The 15,807-nt window shown below is 56.5% G+C and carries 13 protein-coding genes; 4 read left to right on the top strand and 9 right to left on the bottom strand.

Annotated features, from left to right (window positions below; all coding sequences use genetic code 11):
• Nucleotides 1–114 precede the first annotated feature (114 nt).
• The 9 genes from FPT12_RS16885 to rpmH all read right to left on the bottom strand — a co-directional run bounded on the left by FPT12_RS16885 (nucleotide 115) and on the right by rpmH (nucleotide 8,877).
• A complete protein-coding gene (locus FPT12_RS16885; RefSeq protein ID WP_103314861.1) occupies nucleotides 115–987 on the bottom strand; it encodes a ParB/RepB/Spo0J family partition protein in 873 nt (290 codons plus the stop codon).
• 9 nt (nucleotides 988–996) lie between these two features.
• Nucleotides 997–1,794 (bottom strand): ParA family protein, encoded by a 798-nt coding sequence (locus tag FPT12_RS16890; RefSeq protein WP_019694399.1) that lies wholly within the window; start codon nucleotides 1,792–1,794, stop codon nucleotides 997–999.
• An 18-nt stretch (nucleotides 1,795–1,812) separates the two neighbouring features.
• Entirely contained in the window at nucleotides 1,813–2,448 is a 636-nt protein-coding gene (gene rsmG / locus FPT12_RS16895; RefSeq protein ID WP_178098792.1) for a 16S rRNA (guanine(527)-N(7))-methyltransferase RsmG, read from the bottom strand.
• A gap of 5 nt (nucleotides 2,449–2,453) precedes the next feature.
• The gene (mnmG, locus tag FPT12_RS16900) at nucleotides 2,454–4,346 is read right to left on the bottom strand and encodes a tRNA uridine-5-carboxymethylaminomethyl(34) synthesis enzyme MnmG (RefSeq protein ID WP_145017649.1); all 1,893 of its coding nucleotides are present in this window, start codon (nucleotides 4,344–4,346) and stop codon (nucleotides 2,454–2,456) included.
• 605 nt (nucleotides 4,347–4,951) lie between these two features.
• Complete coding sequence (gene mnmE, locus FPT12_RS16905; RefSeq protein WP_145017650.1) at nucleotides 4,952–6,322, bottom strand: tRNA uridine-5-carboxymethylaminomethyl(34) synthesis GTPase MnmE; 1,371 nt, start codon at nucleotides 6,320–6,322, stop codon at nucleotides 4,952–4,954.
• 79 nt (nucleotides 6,323–6,401) lie between these two features.
• Entirely contained in the window at nucleotides 6,402–8,084 is a 1,683-nt protein-coding gene (yidC, locus tag FPT12_RS16910) for a membrane protein insertase YidC (RefSeq protein ID WP_145017652.1), read from the bottom strand.
• Nucleotides 8,085–8,086: 2 nt separating this feature from the next.
• Nucleotides 8,087–8,332, bottom strand: a complete 246-nt coding sequence (gene yidD, locus FPT12_RS16915) for a membrane protein insertion efficiency factor YidD (protein ID WP_052966011.1) — start codon at nucleotides 8,330–8,332, stop codon at nucleotides 8,087–8,089.
• Nucleotides 8,325–8,726 (bottom strand): ribonuclease P protein component, encoded by a 402-nt coding sequence (rnpA, locus tag FPT12_RS16920; protein WP_031319651.1) that lies wholly within the window; start codon nucleotides 8,724–8,726, stop codon nucleotides 8,325–8,327. The genes yidD and rnpA overlap by 8 nt, the downstream gene beginning before the upstream one ends.
• A gap of 16 nt (nucleotides 8,727–8,742) precedes the next feature.
• Nucleotides 8,743–8,877 carry a 50S ribosomal protein L34 gene (gene rpmH, locus FPT12_RS16925; RefSeq protein ID WP_003213577.1) on the bottom strand — a complete coding sequence of 45 codons (135 nt, stop codon included), beginning with the start codon at nucleotides 8,875–8,877 and terminating at the stop codon, nucleotides 8,743–8,745.
• Between the two features lie 565 nt (nucleotides 8,878–9,442).
• Between rpmH and dnaA the strand changes: the two genes are divergently transcribed.
• Genes dnaA through gyrB form a run of 4 tightly spaced genes read left to right on the top strand, consistent with a single transcriptional unit; the run spans nucleotide 9,443 to nucleotide 15,649 of the window.
• The gene (gene dnaA / locus FPT12_RS16930; protein ID WP_145017654.1) at nucleotides 9,443–10,960 is read left to right on the top strand and encodes a chromosomal replication initiator protein DnaA; all 1,518 of its coding nucleotides are present in this window, start codon (nucleotides 9,443–9,445) and stop codon (nucleotides 10,958–10,960) included.
• A gap of 39 nt (nucleotides 10,961–10,999) precedes the next feature.
• On the top strand, nucleotides 11,000–12,103 hold the full coding sequence (gene dnaN / locus FPT12_RS16935) for a DNA polymerase III subunit beta (protein ID WP_044460382.1): 1,104 nt from the start codon (nucleotides 11,000–11,002) through the stop codon (nucleotides 12,101–12,103).
• A 20-nt stretch (nucleotides 12,104–12,123) separates the two neighbouring features.
• A complete protein-coding gene (gene recF, locus FPT12_RS16940; protein WP_019694407.1) occupies nucleotides 12,124–13,227 on the top strand; it encodes a DNA replication/repair protein RecF in 1,104 nt (367 codons plus the stop codon).
• A 4-nt stretch (nucleotides 13,228–13,231) separates the two neighbouring features.
• Nucleotides 13,232–15,649, top strand: a complete 2,418-nt coding sequence (gene gyrB / locus FPT12_RS16945; protein WP_019694408.1) for a DNA topoisomerase (ATP-hydrolyzing) subunit B — start codon at nucleotides 13,232–13,234, stop codon at nucleotides 15,647–15,649.
• The last annotated feature ends 158 nt before the right edge of the window (nucleotides 15,650–15,807 follow it).

Genomic DNA, 15,807 nt, shown 5'->3' on the forward strand with positions numbered 1-15,807 from the left:
CAATAACTTGGCATAATTTGTGCCGACAAAATGCGCGCAGAGTATAGGGGCGGTTCAGCCCCTATTCAACTGTCAGGTAGTGATTTCGAACGTCGCGCTACATGAGGAAATGTTTCAGCGGATATGCGCGAGGACGCCTTGAAGCTCGTCTAGGGAGTTGTAACCAATCACCAACTGCCCTTTGCCCTTCTTCCCGTGGCGGATCTGCACCGCAGAGCCTAGGCGCTCTGCCAGGCGCTGTTCGAGACGAGCGATATCCGGGTCAGGTTTTGAGGGTTCGGCAGGCGCCGGTTTACCACTCAACCACTGGCGAACCAGGGCCTCGGTCTGACGCACGGTCAGGCCGCGTGCGACAACATGTCGCGCCCCCTCGACCTGTTGATTTTCCGGCAAACCGAGCAATGCACGGGCATGACCCATTTCCAGGTCGCCGTGGGACAGCATGGTCTTGATGACTTCCGGCAATGCAATCAGGCGCAACAAGTTGGCCACGGTCACGCGGGATTTGCCCACAGCCTCGGCGACTTGCTGCTGAGTCAGCTGGAATTCCTGCTGCAAACGCTGCAGGGCTACCGCTTCCTCGATCGGATTGAGGTCTTCGCGCTGAATGTTCTCGATCAGCGCCATGGCGATCGCGGTTTCATCCGGCACATCGCGCACCATCGCCGGAATGGTTTCCTGACCAGCCTGCTGGCTGGCGCGCCAGCGGCGTTCACCGGCGATGATTTCAAAGCGGCCGGCACCGATCGGACGAACCACGATCGGCTGCATCACGCCTTGAGCCTTGATCGACTGCGCCAGTTCTTCCAGCGCCTGGGGATCCATATCCCGACGCGGCTGGTATTTGCCGCGCTGGATCAGGTCCAGCGGCAGGTGTTGCAGCTCACGCTGATCGGCCTGCACCGCCAGCTCTTCAAGCGAACTGACGGTCGGACCACTCAGCAGTGCATCCAGTCCACGTCCGAGACCTCGTTTCTTGACGGCCATGGGGATTCCTTAAGTTGCCTGAGCAGCGGCAATGCGTGAATTTTTGCGTTGACGACGAACCATCTCGCCCGCCAGGGCCAGATAGGCCAGTGCGCCACGGGATTGTTTGTCATAGGCCAACGCCGGCATGCCATAACTTGGCGCTTCGGCCAGACGGATGTTGCGCGGTATCACGGTGTCGTACAGTTGCTCGCCGAAGTGTTCCTTGAGCTGCGCCGACACATCGTTCATCAGGCTCAGGCGCGGGTCATACATGGTCCGCAGCAGGCCTTCGATTTTCAGGTTCGGGTTCAGCAGTTCAGCGATGCGCTTGATGTTATCCACAAGGTCGCTCAAGCCTTCGAGCGCGAAATACTCGCACTGCATGGGGATAATCACCCCGTCGGAGGCAACCAGAGCATTGAGCGTAAGCATCGACAGCGACGGTGGGCAGTCGATCAAAATGTAATCGTAGTTCTCACGGATCGGCGCCAAAGCGCTGCGCAGACGGCTTTCCTTCATCTGCATTTCCAGCAGAACGACTTCAGCCGCGGTCAAATCGCGGTTGGCCGGCAACAACTGGTAACCACCGTGTTCGGAGAAGTGCATGGCCTGAGCCAGATCGCATTCGCCGATCAACAGGTCGTAGACCGAGTTTTCCAGACCGTGTTTATCCACACCGCTACCCATGGTGGCGTTGCCCTGTGGATCAAGATCGATCAACAACACCCGGCGCTTGGTCGCGACCAGGGATGCTGCGAGGTTGATGCAGGTGGTGGTCTTGCCCACACCACCCTTTTGGTTCGCTATCGCGAATACCTTAGCCATTCTTGCTTGTGTTCCCAATCATGCCGTGCGGCGCAGTATCAGCAGATGGCGTTGGCCTTGGCAACCGGGTACGGCCAGGGCGTGTTCGCTATCGAGGTGGAAGTCTGCCGGCAATGCTACCAGCTCATCGGCGGGATGAACGCCCTTCATTGCCAGCCAACGTGTATCGCTATCGCCCAAGTGGCGAGTCCAGTTGCTGAAGTTCTCCATGCTGCTGAATGCCCGGGAAATGATCCCCTTGAACGGCAGTTCAGGCGTGAAGGCTTCGACGCGACTGTGGATAACTTGCAGGTTATCCAGTTTGAGTTCGAGTTTGACCTGAGTCAGGAAGCGGGTTTTCTTGCCGTTGCTGTCCAGGCACGTCACTTGCGACTCGGGAAACAGGATCGCCAGTGGAATACCCGGCATGCCGCCGCCGCTGCCAACATCCAGCCAGCGGCCGTTTTCGATGAAGGACATCACGCTCAGGCTGTCGAGCAGGTGCCGCGAAACCATTTCGTCCAGATCACGCACGGCCGTGAGGTTGTAGGCCTTGTTCCATTTGATCAACAGGGCCAGATAACCCAGCAACTGCGCGTGCTGGGTTTCTGTCAGGTTCACACCGAGCTGGCGAGCACCTGTGGATAACTCTTCGGCGTGTTGCGAGGTGACCATCGAACTCAAGCGCTTTGCTCCAATTGACGGCCCGCGCCGCGTTTTTTCAAATGAATCATCAACAGCGAAATCGCTGCCGGGGTCACGCCCGGAATCCGCGAAGCCTGGCCCAGGGTCTCTGGACGGGTCGCACCGAGCTTGCTCTGGATCTCTTTGGAGAGACCGGAGATGTTTGTGTAATCGATATCCACAGGCAATTTGGTGTCTTCACTGGCCCGTAGGCGAGCAATTTCATCTTGCTGGCGATCGATGTAACCGGCGTATTTGGTCTTGATTTCGACCTGTTCGGCGACCTGTGGATCTTCTGCACCGGCGCCGGTCACCGAGATCAGACCAGCGTAGTCGATTTCCGGACGGGTCAGCAGGTTCAGCAAGTTGTATTCGTGAGTCAACGGCGTGCCGAACTTTTCAGCAATCGCATCGCCCTGCTCCGTACCGGGGCGAACCCAGGTGCTTTTCAGGCGTTGCTCTTCCAGTTCGATGCTTTCGCGTTTTTTGCAGAAAGCCGCCCAGCGCACGTCATCCACCAGACCCAGTTCGCGACCTTTTTCGGTCAAGCGCAGGTCGGCGTTATCTTCGCGCAGGATCAAACGGTATTCGGCGCGGGACGTGAACATCCGATACGGTTCCTGGGTTCCCAGGGTAATCAGGTCATCGACCAATACCCCGATGTACGCTTCGTCGCGACGCGGGCACCAGCTGTCTTTGCCCTGGGCACGCAATGCTGCGTTGGCCCCGGCCAGCAAACCTTGGGCCCCGGCTTCTTCGTAACCGGTGGTGCCGTTGATTTGCCCGGCGAAGAACAGGCCGCCGATGACTTTGGTTTCGAGGCTGTACTTCAGGTCACGCGGATCGAAGTAGTCGTACTCGATGGCGTAGCCCGGGCGAACGATATGGGCGTTTTCCATGCCGCGAATCGACTGCACGATCTGCAATTGCACGTCGAACGGCAAGGATGTGGATATCCCGTTCGGGTACAGCTCGTGGGTGGTCAAACCTTCCGGCTCGATGAAAACCTGATGGCTTTCCTTGTCGGCAAAGCGATGGATCTTGTCTTCGATCGACGGGCAATAACGCGGGCCAATACCTTCGATCACTCCGGAATACATCGGCGAACGGTCAAGGTTCGAAGCAATGATCTCGTGAGTTCGGGCGTTGGTGTGGGTAATCCAGCAACTGACCTGTGCGGGATGCTGTTCTTTGGAACCCAGGAACGACATCACCGGAATCGGTGTATCACCAGGTTGCTCGGTCATGACCGAGAAATCCACAGAACGGCCATCGATACGCGGTGGCGTACCGGTTTTCAGGCGACCCACGCGCAAAGGCAGTTCACGCAGACGATGTGCCAGGGCGATCGATGGTGGATCGCCAGCACGACCGCCGGAATAGTTCTGCATACCGATGTGGATAAGTCCACCGAGGAAGGTGCCTGTGGTCAACACCACTGAATCCGCGAAGAACCGCAGGCCCATTTGGGTGACAACACCACGCACTTGTTCCTGTTCGACGATCAGGTCGTCGGCCGCCTGTTGAAATATCCACAGGTTCGGCTGGTTCTCGAGAATCTCGCGTACAGCGGCCTTGTACAGAACGCGGTCGGCCTGGGCGCGAGTAGCGCGCACGGCTGGGCCTTTGCGGCTGTTCAAGACGCGAAACTGAATACCACCTTTATCGGTCGCCATGGCCATCGCACCGCCAAGGGCATCAATTTCCTTGACCAGATGGCTTTTGCCGATCCCGCCAATCGCGGGGTTGCAGCTCATTGCTCCGAGGGTTTCCACGTTATGCGTCAGCAACAGGGTTTTTGCCCCCATACGTGCTGATGCAAGTGCTGCCTCGGTACCGGCATGACCGCCGCCGATGACGATCACTTCAAAACGGGAAGGGAAATCCACCACGCACCTCGTGCCTGCTTCAGTTGGGTAATCAGGAATAGTTTGAGCTCAGGTTTTCGGACCTGGTCGACAAGTATAGGGACTTCGCCCTTCCTAAAGAACCCTTTGCACAAAATTTAACCAGCTGTGGAGAAGTCGGGGTAATAGAAATTAAAAAGAGAGAAATTTATTAAATCTTTGTTTTTATGTTTATTTCTACTGCGCTACCTTTCTGTGGATAGATTCATATAGCCCTTTATTTTCAATGTGTACAGCGATTCAAAACCCTGTGGTCATGTGCCGATGAGGCCCTTGGATAACCGGTGTAAGCCTGTGGATTAAAGGGGTGGTTATCCACAGAGGTGATTTTCCTCAGTTTTGAGGCCCTGTTATCAACTGTGCTCAGTGGCAGTTATTCACAGGGCTTAATCCACAGAAAAGCGCTGAATAGGGCAAATTCCGCCCACGGAAAAACCACCGAAGCGGTCGATGCCGCTCGGCAATGCGAAAAATCTGGGGGGATACACGGATTGGTGGGAGCTGGCTTGCCTGCGATTTAAGCAACACGGCGTGTCTGACACGCCGCCTCGCGAGCAAGCTCGGCTCCTACGGAGGGAGAGGTGAGGTTATTTACCGATACAGAAGCTGGAAAAGATCCTGCCCAACAGATCGTCGGAGCTGAATTCGCCGGTAATTTCACCCAGCGACTGCTGTGCCTGACGCAAATCTTCAGCCAGCAGCTCTCCGGCACCGGCCAAGGTCAGCTGCGCGCGGCCATGTTCGAGTGAAGCACTGGCATGGCGCAGGGCTTCCAGGTGACGCCGGCGGGCGCTGAAGCTGCTTTCCGAGGTTTGCTCATAGCCCATGCAGGCCTTGAGATGATCGCGCAGCAACTCCAGGCCTTCACCTGCTGACCTGGCGCTCAGACTGATGGTGACATGGCCATCTTCACTGACTTCCAGCGCTATCGCTTCACCGGTCAGGTCTGCCTTGTTGCGGATCAAGGTCACTTTGGCCGGATCCGGGCGCTGTTCGAGGAATTCAGGCCACAAGGCAAAAGGATCGAGCGCTTCAGGCGCAGTGGCATCGACCACCAGCAACACCCGATCTGCCTCGCTGATGGCTTTCAATGCCCGTTCCACACCGATTTTCTCGACCTGGTCTTCGGTGTCGCGCAAGCCAGCCGTGTCGACCACATGCAGCGGCATACCGTCGATGTGGATATGTTCGCGCAGGATGTCCCGGGTCGTGCCGGCAATCTCGGTAACAATTGCCGCTTCACGGCCGGCCAATGCGTTGAGCAGACTGGATTTGCCGGCGTTAGGACGACCGGCAATCACCACGGTCATGCCGTCACGCAGCAATGCGCCCTGCCCGGCTTCACGCAACACGGTGGATAACTCATCGCGCACCGCATCGAGCATCTTCAGCACGTGGCCATCGGCAAGGAAATCGATTTCTTCTTCAGGGAAGTCGATTGCCGCCTCAACATAGATCCGCAGTGCAATCAATTGCTCGGTGAGGTTATGCACACGCTGCGAAAATGCGCCTTGCAACGAACGCAGTGCATTTCGGGCAGCCTGTGCAGAACTCGCTTCGATCAAATCGGCGATGGCTTCGGCCTGGGCCAGGTCGAGTTTGTCGTTGAGGAAGGCGCGTTCGCTGAATTCACCCGGCCGGGCCAGACGGCAACCCAATTGCAGGCAGCGCTGCAGCAACATATCCAGAACGATCGGACCGCCGTGGCCCTGGAGTTCCAGCACATCTTCGCCGGTGAACGAATTCGGTCCAGGAAAATACAAGGCGATGCCTTCGTCCAGCACTTCCTCGTTTTCACTGAGAAACGGGCCGTAATGGGCGAATCGCGGTTTCAGTTCGCGCCCGCTGATGGCTTTCGCCGCAGCACTCGCCAGCGGACCGGAAATACGGACGATACCGACACCGCCACGGCCTTGAGCAGTGGCGACGGCGGCAATGGTTTCACGAGGAGTGCTCATGATTCGATATCCAGATAAAAATGACGGATAGCAAAACGCCCCACTAGGGGGCGTTTTGAGTGGTTATCCACAGAGTAAGTTATGCAGCCGCTTTTTTGGTAGCCGCTTCAATCTTACGTGTGATGTACCACTGTTGGGTGATGGACAGGCAGTTGTTCACAACCCAGTACAGCACCAGCCCCGCCGGGAACCACAGGAAGAAGAAGGTGAAGATGATTGGCATCAGCTTCATCACCTTGGCCTGCATCGGATCCGGAGGAGTCGGGTTCAGCTGCTGCTGGATGAACATGGTTGCGCCCATGATGATCGGCAGAATGAAGAACGGATCCTTGATCGACAGGTCGGTAATCCACAGCATGAACGGTGCCTGGCGCATTTCCACGCTTTCCAGGAGTACCCAGTACAGCGAAAGGAAAACCGGCATCTGCACGAGGATTGGCAAGCAACCACCCAGCGGATTGATCTTCTCTTTCTTGTACAGCTCCATCATGGCTTGCGACATTTTCTGCCGGTCATCGCCATGTTGTTCTTTCAGCGCAGCCAGTTTCGGCGCCACTGCACGCATGCGCGCCATGGATTTGTAGCTGGCCGCCGACAGCGGGAAGAAGATCCCCTTGATCAGCATGGTCAGGAAGATGATCGACCAGCCCCAGTTGCCAACGATCGCATGGATGTGTTGCAGCAGCCAGAAGATCGGCTGGGCGATAAACCACAGAATGCCGTAGTCGACTGTCAGTTCCAGACCTGGGGATAACTCTTTCAGTATCGCCTGGCTTTTCGGACCTGCGTACAACGTAGCGCTGGTTTCAGCCTTGGCACCTGGCGCAACGGACAATACCGGGCCAGTGAAACCGATGATGTAGTTGCCTTGGCTGTCTTTGCGAGTCTGCACCACGTTGCTGTCGTTCTTGGCTGGAATCCAGGCAGTCACGAAGTAGTGTTGCAGCCAGGCGACCCAGCCACCGTTAACGGTTTCTTTCAACGACGCCTTGTCGATATCTTTCATCGACACTTTTTTGTACGGCTCTGCACTTGTCCACAGGGCAGCGCCCAGGTAAGTCGCAGTACCGGTAGCGGTTGTGGAAGAAGGATCGGCACTTGCATCGCGCTTGAGCTGGGCAAACAGGTTGCCAGTCCAGGCTTTATCGCTGGTGTTGTCGATCAGATAGGTGACTTTCAGATCGTACAGACCGCGAGTAAAGCTGAAGCGCTTGATGTAATTAACACCAGCGTCGCTGAATTTCAGGTCAACGTTGAGCTGGTTCTGGCCATCAGCCAGTTGATAAGTCTTCTGTTCAGTCGAGTAAACCGGACGACCGGTAGGGCGAGCATCCGGACCGTTGGTACCGGTCAGGCCGCTTTGGGCCAGGTAAGTACGTTCGCCACCGTTATCAAACAGCTGGAACGGAATTTCCGGATGGTCCTGACGACGTGGATACAGCGGCAGCATCAGCTGGGCGATATCACCACCTTGAGGATCGATAGCCAGTTCGAGCACATCCGTTTTGACATGGATGAGATCTTTATTGGTGACTACCGGCGTTGCGGCAGGGGCACTGATATCGGTATTCGCGCTGGGTACATCGGCACTGGCGGCAGCATTGTTACCAAGTGGCGTGTCCGGAATAGCCGGGGCAGCCTGATTGGAAGCAACATTCTGAGTCGGCAGGGCAGCCTGACCATAGTCCTGGTTCCATTTCAGAACCATAACGTAGGACACGATTGCCAGGGCGACGATCAGGATCGTGCGTTTAATATCCATGATTACTCGGCCATCGAAGAAGAACGGGAGGTAGGGATAGATGGAACCGGGTCATAACCACCGGGATTCCACGGATGACAGCGACCTAAACGACGAAAGGTCAGCCAGCCACCGCGCAGAAGGCCATGATTTTCTATGGCTTCATACGCGTAGCAGGAACAACTGGGGTAGAAACGACAGTGGCTGGCCATCAAAGGACTAATGGCATAGCGATAAAACTGGATCGGAACGAGCGCCAGTTTACGCATCAGTGCTGTCTACCCCTACAGTTTCGGTTTTGACTGCTGGTACCGGCGTGCTGCGTGCCAGACGTTTCCAGAGTTTGCCGAAATGCTGAATCAATTCGGGGTTTTCTACATCGCCCAAACCTTTGCGCGCGACGATAACGATATCCCAACCAACCAGAGAATCCTGGTGGAGGCGAAACGATTCGCGCATCAGACGTTTGAGGCGATTGCGCTCAACGGAGAGCTTCACACTCTTTTTCCCGATAACCAGCCCTAGACGGGGGTGATCGAGATCGTTGGTGCGTGCAAGGAGCAGGAGATTTTTCCCCGGAACCTTGCCGGTAGGGGAGTCAAAGACTGCCTTGAAATGCCGGGGGGTAAGCAAACGCTTTTCCCGACTGAAGTCCTGACTCACCTCCAGTACCGGATTATCAAACTGCCAGACGCGCACGACCTTTGGCGCGACGACGCGACAGGACGGCACGGCCGTTCTTGGTAGCCATGCGAGCACGGAAACCGTGGGTACGAGCGCGTTTGATAGTGCTTGGTTGGAAAGTACGTTTCATGTCGTGTTACCTGGTTCGTCCACAACGGGCCGGAATGGCCCCCGTTTTAAGAGACCGGGGATTCTAGAGAAAGCAAGCCTCTAGGTCAATTTCCAACCAACGTTTCCTTTAAATGGATATCGGCAGGGTTCGTCCTTGAAAGGTGGACAGCTAGATATAAAAATAAAGAAGGGAATTATTTAAAGCTTTTCTGTAAAGCTTATAAAAGCTAGACCCGCCATCCTCTGTGGATAACTACCTTAAGCCCTTCTATTACGTGCTGTACAGAGAATGACAACTACAGTGGAAAACGGTGTTCAGCCTGTGCTCCGCTGTCGGATAAGCTGTGTGTGGAATGAGTGGTTATCCACAGGCAGGTTATCCACCGGGTTTGCCCCCCACTTGTGCAACGAGCTTAAGCGGGTTTATCCACAGAGCTTATGCACAGACCATTGGTCGTATTTTTTGCGTATAAAGCGTTGATTCTTCGACACCCGTGAGCAACCTACGTGTGGATAAGTCGGCGTCTGGTCGCTACAATGGCCGCTTGTTTTTGCCTCACCGGCTTTCAACTTAGGGGATATCCGTGTCAGTGGAACTTTGGCAGCAGTGCGTGGAGCTTTTGCGCGATGAGCTGCCTGCCCAACAATTCAACACTTGGATCCGTCCACTACAGGTCGAAGCCGAAGGCGACGAGTTGCGTGTCTACGCACCGAATCGTTTTGTTCTCGACTGGGTCAACGAAAAGTACCTGAGCCGCGTGCTCGAGTTGCTGGATGAGCATGGCAATGGCATGGCGCCGGCGCTTTCCTTATTAATAGGCAGCAAACGCAGTTCAGCACCTCGTGCTGCGCCGAATGCACCGTTGGCAGCAGCGGCGTCTCAAGCCCAGGCAGCGGCTGCACCAGCACCCGTTAGCGCACCGGCACCTGCCGCGCCGACCAAACGTGCAACGCAAAAAAACGCCGAGGTCAGTGAGGAACCGTCCCGCGACAGCTTCGACCCAATGGCCGGCGCCAGCTCGCAACAGGCGCCGGTACGTGCAGAACAACGCACCGTGCAGGTCGAAGGCGCGCTCAAGCACACCAGTTACCTGAACCGCACCTTTACCTTCGAGAACTTTGTCGAAGGTAAGTCCAACCAACTGGCCCGCGCGGCAGCCTGGCAGGTCGCGGACAATCCCAAGCACGGTTACAACCCGTTGTTCCTGTATGGCGGCGTTGGCTTGGGTAAAACCCACTTGATGCACGCTGTGGGTAACCACCTATTAAAGAAGAACCCGAATGCCAAGGTCGTGTACCTGCATTCCGAGCGTTTCGTGGCCGACATGGTCAAGGCGTTGCAACTGAACGCGATCAACGAGTTCAAGCGCTTCTACCGTTCGGTCGATGCGCTGCTTATCGATGACATTCAGTTTTTCGCCCGCAAGGAACGTTCCCAGGAAGAATTCTTCCACACGTTCAACGCCCTGCTTGAAGGTGGCCAACAAGTCATCCTCACCAGTGACCGTTATCCGAAAGAAATCGAAGGTCTTGAAGAGCGCTTGAAGTCGCGCTTCGGCTGGGGCCTGACGGTCGCCGTCGAGCCGCCGGAACTGGAAACCCGCGTCGCGATTCTGATGAAAAAAGCCGACCAGGCCAAAGTCGACCTGCCGCACGATGCTGCGTTCTTCATTGCCCAGCGTATTCGTTCCAACGTCCGTGAACTCGAAGGCGCGCTCAAACGCGTGATCGCTCACTCGCACTTCATGGGCCGCGATATCACCATCGAGTTGATTCGCGAATCCCTGAAGGACCTTCTGGCGCTTCAGGACAAACTGGTCTCTGTGGATAACATTCAGCGTACTGTCGCTGAGTACTACAAGATCAAGATTTCGGATTTGCTGTCCAAGCGCCGTTCGCGTTCGGTCGCACGTCCACGGCAAGTGGCGATGGCGTTGTCCAAGGAGCTGACCAACCACAGCTTGCCGGAAATCGGCGACGTGTTTGGCGGCCGCGACCACACTACGGTTTTACACGCATGCCGCAAGATCAACGAACTTAAGGAATCCGACGCGGACATCCGCGAGGACTACAAGAACCTGCTGCGTACACTGACCACTTGATGAACACCAGCGCAGCTTATTAAGGCAAGGGACTAGACCATGCATTTCACCATTCAACGCGAAGCCCTGTTGAAACCCCTGCAACTGGTCGCAGGCGTCGTCGAGCGCCGACAGACCTTGCCGGTGCTTTCCAACGTGCTGCTGGTTGTCGAAGGCCAGCAGTTGTCGCTGACCGGTACTGACCTGGAAGTCGAACTGGTCGGTCGTGTGCAACTTGAAGAGCCGGCGGAGCCGGGCGAAATCACTGTCCCGGCGCGTAAGCTGATGGACATCTGCAAGAGCCTGCCGAACGACGCGCTGATCGACATCAAGGTCGATGAGCAGAAACTCGTCGTGAAAGCCGGCCGTAGCCGCTTCACCCTGTCGACGTTGCCAGCCAACGATTTCCCGACGGTGGAAGAAGGCCCGGGCTCGCTGACCTGCAGCCTGGAGCAGAGCAAACTGCGTCGTTTGATCGAGCGCACCAGCTTCGCCATGGCTCAGCAGGACGTTCGCTACTACCTCAACGGCATGTTGTTGGAAGTCTCGGCGGGCATCATCCGCGCCGTGGCCACCGACGGTCACCGTCTGGCCATGTGCTCGATGCAGGCTGACATCGGCCAGCCGGATCGCCATCAGGTAATCGTTCCACGTAAAGGTATTCTGGAACTGGCGCGTTTGCTGACCGAGCCGGACGGCAATGTCAGCATCGTTTTGGGCCAGCACCATATTCGCGCCACCACCGGCGAGTTCACCTTTACCTCGAAACTGGTCGACGGCAAATTCCCTGACTACGAGCGCGTTCTGCCAAAAGGCGGCGACAAGCTGGTATTGGGCGACCGCCAGGCACTGCGTGAAGCGTTCAGCCGTACCGCGATTCTGTCCAACGAGAAGTACCGCGGCATTCGTCTGCAACTGGCCAACGGTCAGTTGAAGATCCAGGCGAATAACCCGGAGCAGGAAGAGGCGGAAGAAGAAGTTGGCGTTGAGTACAACGGTGGCTCGCTGGAAATCGGCTTCAACGTGAGCTATCTGCTCGACGTGCTGGGCGTGATGACCACTGAGCAAGTGCGTTTGATCCTGTCTGACTCCAACAGCAGTGCGCTGGTGCAAGAGTCTGACAACGACGACTCGGCTTACGTTGTCATGCCGATGCGCCTGTAAACATGTTCAGCAGACGCTAGATGTCCCTCAGTCGTGTCTCGGTCACCGCGGTGCGCAATCTGCACCCGGTGACCTTCTCCCCCTCCCCCCGCATCAACATCCTGTACGGCGCCAACGGCAGCGGCAAAACCAGTGTTCTGGAAGCCATTCATCTGCTGGGGCTCGCCCGTTCATTTCGCAGTACCCGTCTTTTACCGGTCATCCAGTACGAGCAGTTAGCGTGCACGGTGTTTGGTCAGGTGGAATTGGCCGAGGGCGGGCACAGCGCATTGGGGATATCCCGGGACCGCCAAGGGGAGTTTCAGATTCGCATCGACGGGCAGAACGCCCGCAGTGCTGCGCAACTGGCAGAAATCCTGCCGCTGCAATTGATCAACCCCGACAGCTTCCGCCTGTTGGAAGGCGCACCGAAAATTCGCCGACAGTTTCTGGATTGGGGTGTGTTCCACGTGGAACCACGTTTCATGTCCACTTGGCAGCGCTTGCAGAAGGCCCTGCGCCAGAGAAACTCTTGGCTGCGGCATGGTACACTTGACGCCGTTTCGCAAGCGGTTTGGGACAGAGAATTGTGCCAGGCCAGCGCTGAAATTGATGAATACCGCCGCGCTTATATCAAAGCCTTGAAACCAGTCTTTGAACAGACCTTGAGCGAACTCGTCGAACTCGAGGGCTTAACGCTTAGCTATTACCGGGGTTGGGACAAAGAGCGAGAGCTGAGTGCAGTGCTCGCTGCGTCCGTTCACCGGGATCAGCAAATGGGGCATACCCAGGCCGGACCACAACGCGCTGATTTGCGTCTTCGATTGGGCGCACACAATGCCGCGGACATCTTGTCTCGTGGTCAGCAGAAGTTGGTGGTCTGTGCATTGCGGATTGCCCAAGGGCATTTGGTCAGCCAGGCCCGGCGCGGCCAATGTATTTATCTGGTGGATGACTTGCCGTCCGAGCTGGATGAGCAGCATCGACGCGCGCTTTGCCGTTTGCTGGAAGACTTACGCTGCCAGGTGTTTATCACCTGTGTAGATCACGAATTATTGAGGGAAGGCTGGCAGACGGAAACGCCAGTCGCCCTGTTCCACGTGGAACAGGGCCGTATCACCCAGACCCACGACCATCGGGAGTGAAGGCATGAGCGAAGAAAATACGTACGACTCAACGAGCATTAAAGTGCTGAAAGGCCTGGATGCCGTACGCAAACGTCCCGGTATGTACATTGGTGACACCGACGATGGCAGCGGTCTGCACCACATGGTGTTCGAGGTGGTCGATAACTCGATCGACGAAGCTTTGGCCGGTCATTGCGACGACATCAGTATCATCATCCACCCGGACGAATCCATCACCGTGCGCGACAACGGTCGTGGCATCCCGGTAGACGTGCATAAAGAAGAAGGCGTCTCGGCGGCCGAGGTCATCATGACCGTGCTGCACGCCGGCGGTAAATTCGATGACAACTCCTACAAAGTATCCGGCGGTCTGCACGGTGTAGGTGTGTCGGTTGTAAACGCCCTGTCCGAAGAGCTGATCCTGACCGTTCGCCGCAGCGGCAAAATCTGGGAACAGACCTACGTCCACGGTGTTCCGCAAGAGCCGATGAAAATTGTTGGTGAAAGCGGGTCCACCGGTACGCAGATCCACTTCAAGCCTTCGGCTGAAACCTTCAAGAACATCCACTTCAGCTGGGACATCCTGGCCAAGCGGATTCGTGAACTGTCCTTCCTCAACTCCGGTGTCGGCATCGTCCTCAAGGACGAGCGCAGCGGCAAGGAAGAGCTGTTCAAGTACGAAGGCGGCCTGCGTGCGTTCGTTGAATACCTGAACACCAACAAGACTCCGGTCAACCAGGTGTTCCACTTCAACGTCCAGCGTGAAGACGGCATCGGCGTGGAAATCGCCCTGCAATGGAACGACAGCTTCAACGAGAACCTGTTGTGCTTCACCAACAACATTCCTCAGCGCGATGGCGGCACTCACCTGGTGGGTTTCCGTTCGGCACTGACGCGTAACCTGAATACCTACATCGAAGCAGAAGGCCTGGCGAAGAAGCACAAAGTCGCCACCACCGGTGACGATGCCCGTGAAGGCCTGACCGCGATCATTTCGGTCAAGGTGCCGGATCCGAAGTTCAGCTCCCAGACCAAAGACAAGCTGGTTTCTTCCGAAGTGAAGACCGCGGTCGAACAGGAAATGGGCAAGTACTTCTCCGACTTCCTGCTGGAAAACCCGAACGAAGCCAAGCTGGTTGTCGGCAAGATGATCGACGCGGCCCGTGCTCGTGAAGCAGCGCGTAAAGCCCGCGAGATGACCCGTCGTAAAGGCGCGCTGGATATCGCTGGCCTGCCGGGCAAACTGGCGGACTGCCAGGAAAAAGACCCTGCCCTGTCCGAACTGTACCTCGTGGAAGGTGACTCTGCTGGCGGCTCCGCCAAGCAGGGACGTAACCGCAAGACCCAGGCGATTCTGCCCCTCAAGGGCAAGATCCTGAACGTCGAGAAGGCGCGTTTCGACAAGATGATCTCTTCGCAAGAAGTGGGCACCTTGATCACCGCGCTGGGCTGCGGCATCGGCCGCGACGAGTACAACATCGACAAGCTGCGTTATCACAACATCATCATCATGACCGATGCTGACGTCGACGGTTCGCACATCCGTACCCTGCTGCTGACCTTTTTCTTCCGTCAGTTGCCGGAGCTGATCGAGCGTGGCTACATCTACATCGCTCAGCCGCCGTTGTACAAAGTGAAGAAAGGCAAGCAAGAGCAATACATCAAAGACGACGACGCCATGGAAGAGTACATGACGCAGTCGGCCCTGGAAGATGCGAGCCTGCACTTGAACGAGGAAGCACCGGGTATCTCCGGCGAAGCCCTCGAGCGTCTGGTGAATGACTTCCGTCTGGTAATGAAGACCCTCAAGCGTCTGTCGCGCCTGTACCCGCAGGAACTGACCGAGCACTTCATCTATCTGCCAGCGGTTAGCATGGACCAACTGTCCGATCACGCAGCGATGCAGAACTGGTTGGCTCAGTACGAAGTTCGCCTGCGCACCGTCGAGAAATCCGGCCTGGTCTACAAAGCCAGCCTGCGTGAAGACCGTGAACGTAACGTCTGGCTGCCAGAGGTCGAACTGATCTCCCACGGCCTGTCGAACTACGTCACCTTCAACCGCGACTTCTTCGGCAGCAACGACTACAAGACCGTCGTCTCCCTGGGCGCTCAGTTGAGCACCTTGCTGGACGAAGGCGCTTATATTCAGCGCGGCGAGCGCAAGAAAGCCGTCACCGAGTTCAAGGAAGCCCTTGAATGGTTGATGGCCGAAAGCACCAAGCGTCATACCATCCAGCGATACAAAGGTCTGGGTGAGATGAACCCGGATCAGTTGTGGGAAACCACCATGGACCCAGGCTCGCGCCGGATGCTCAAAGTGACCATCGAAGACGCCATTGGCGCGGACCAGATCTTCAACACCCTGATGGGTGATGCGGTCGAACCACGTCGTGACTTCATCGAAAGCAACGCCTTGGCGGTCTCTAACCTGGACTTCTGATCCGTTGTCGGTTCACACAGTAGTTGCTCATTTACACCCATAAATGAGTCCGGCTCCCCCCTAGGAGGTGAGCCAGAAAAAAGGCCAGCGCACCGCGCGGGCCTTTTTTTTTGCATTTTTTTTGAATATCGAGGCTCGACTATCCTTAGAGTTTCTAT

The organism is Pseudomonas sp. H3(2019) (assembly GCF_007713465.1).
Taxonomy (GTDB): Bacteria; Pseudomonadota; Gammaproteobacteria; order Pseudomonadales; family Pseudomonadaceae; genus Aquipseudomonas.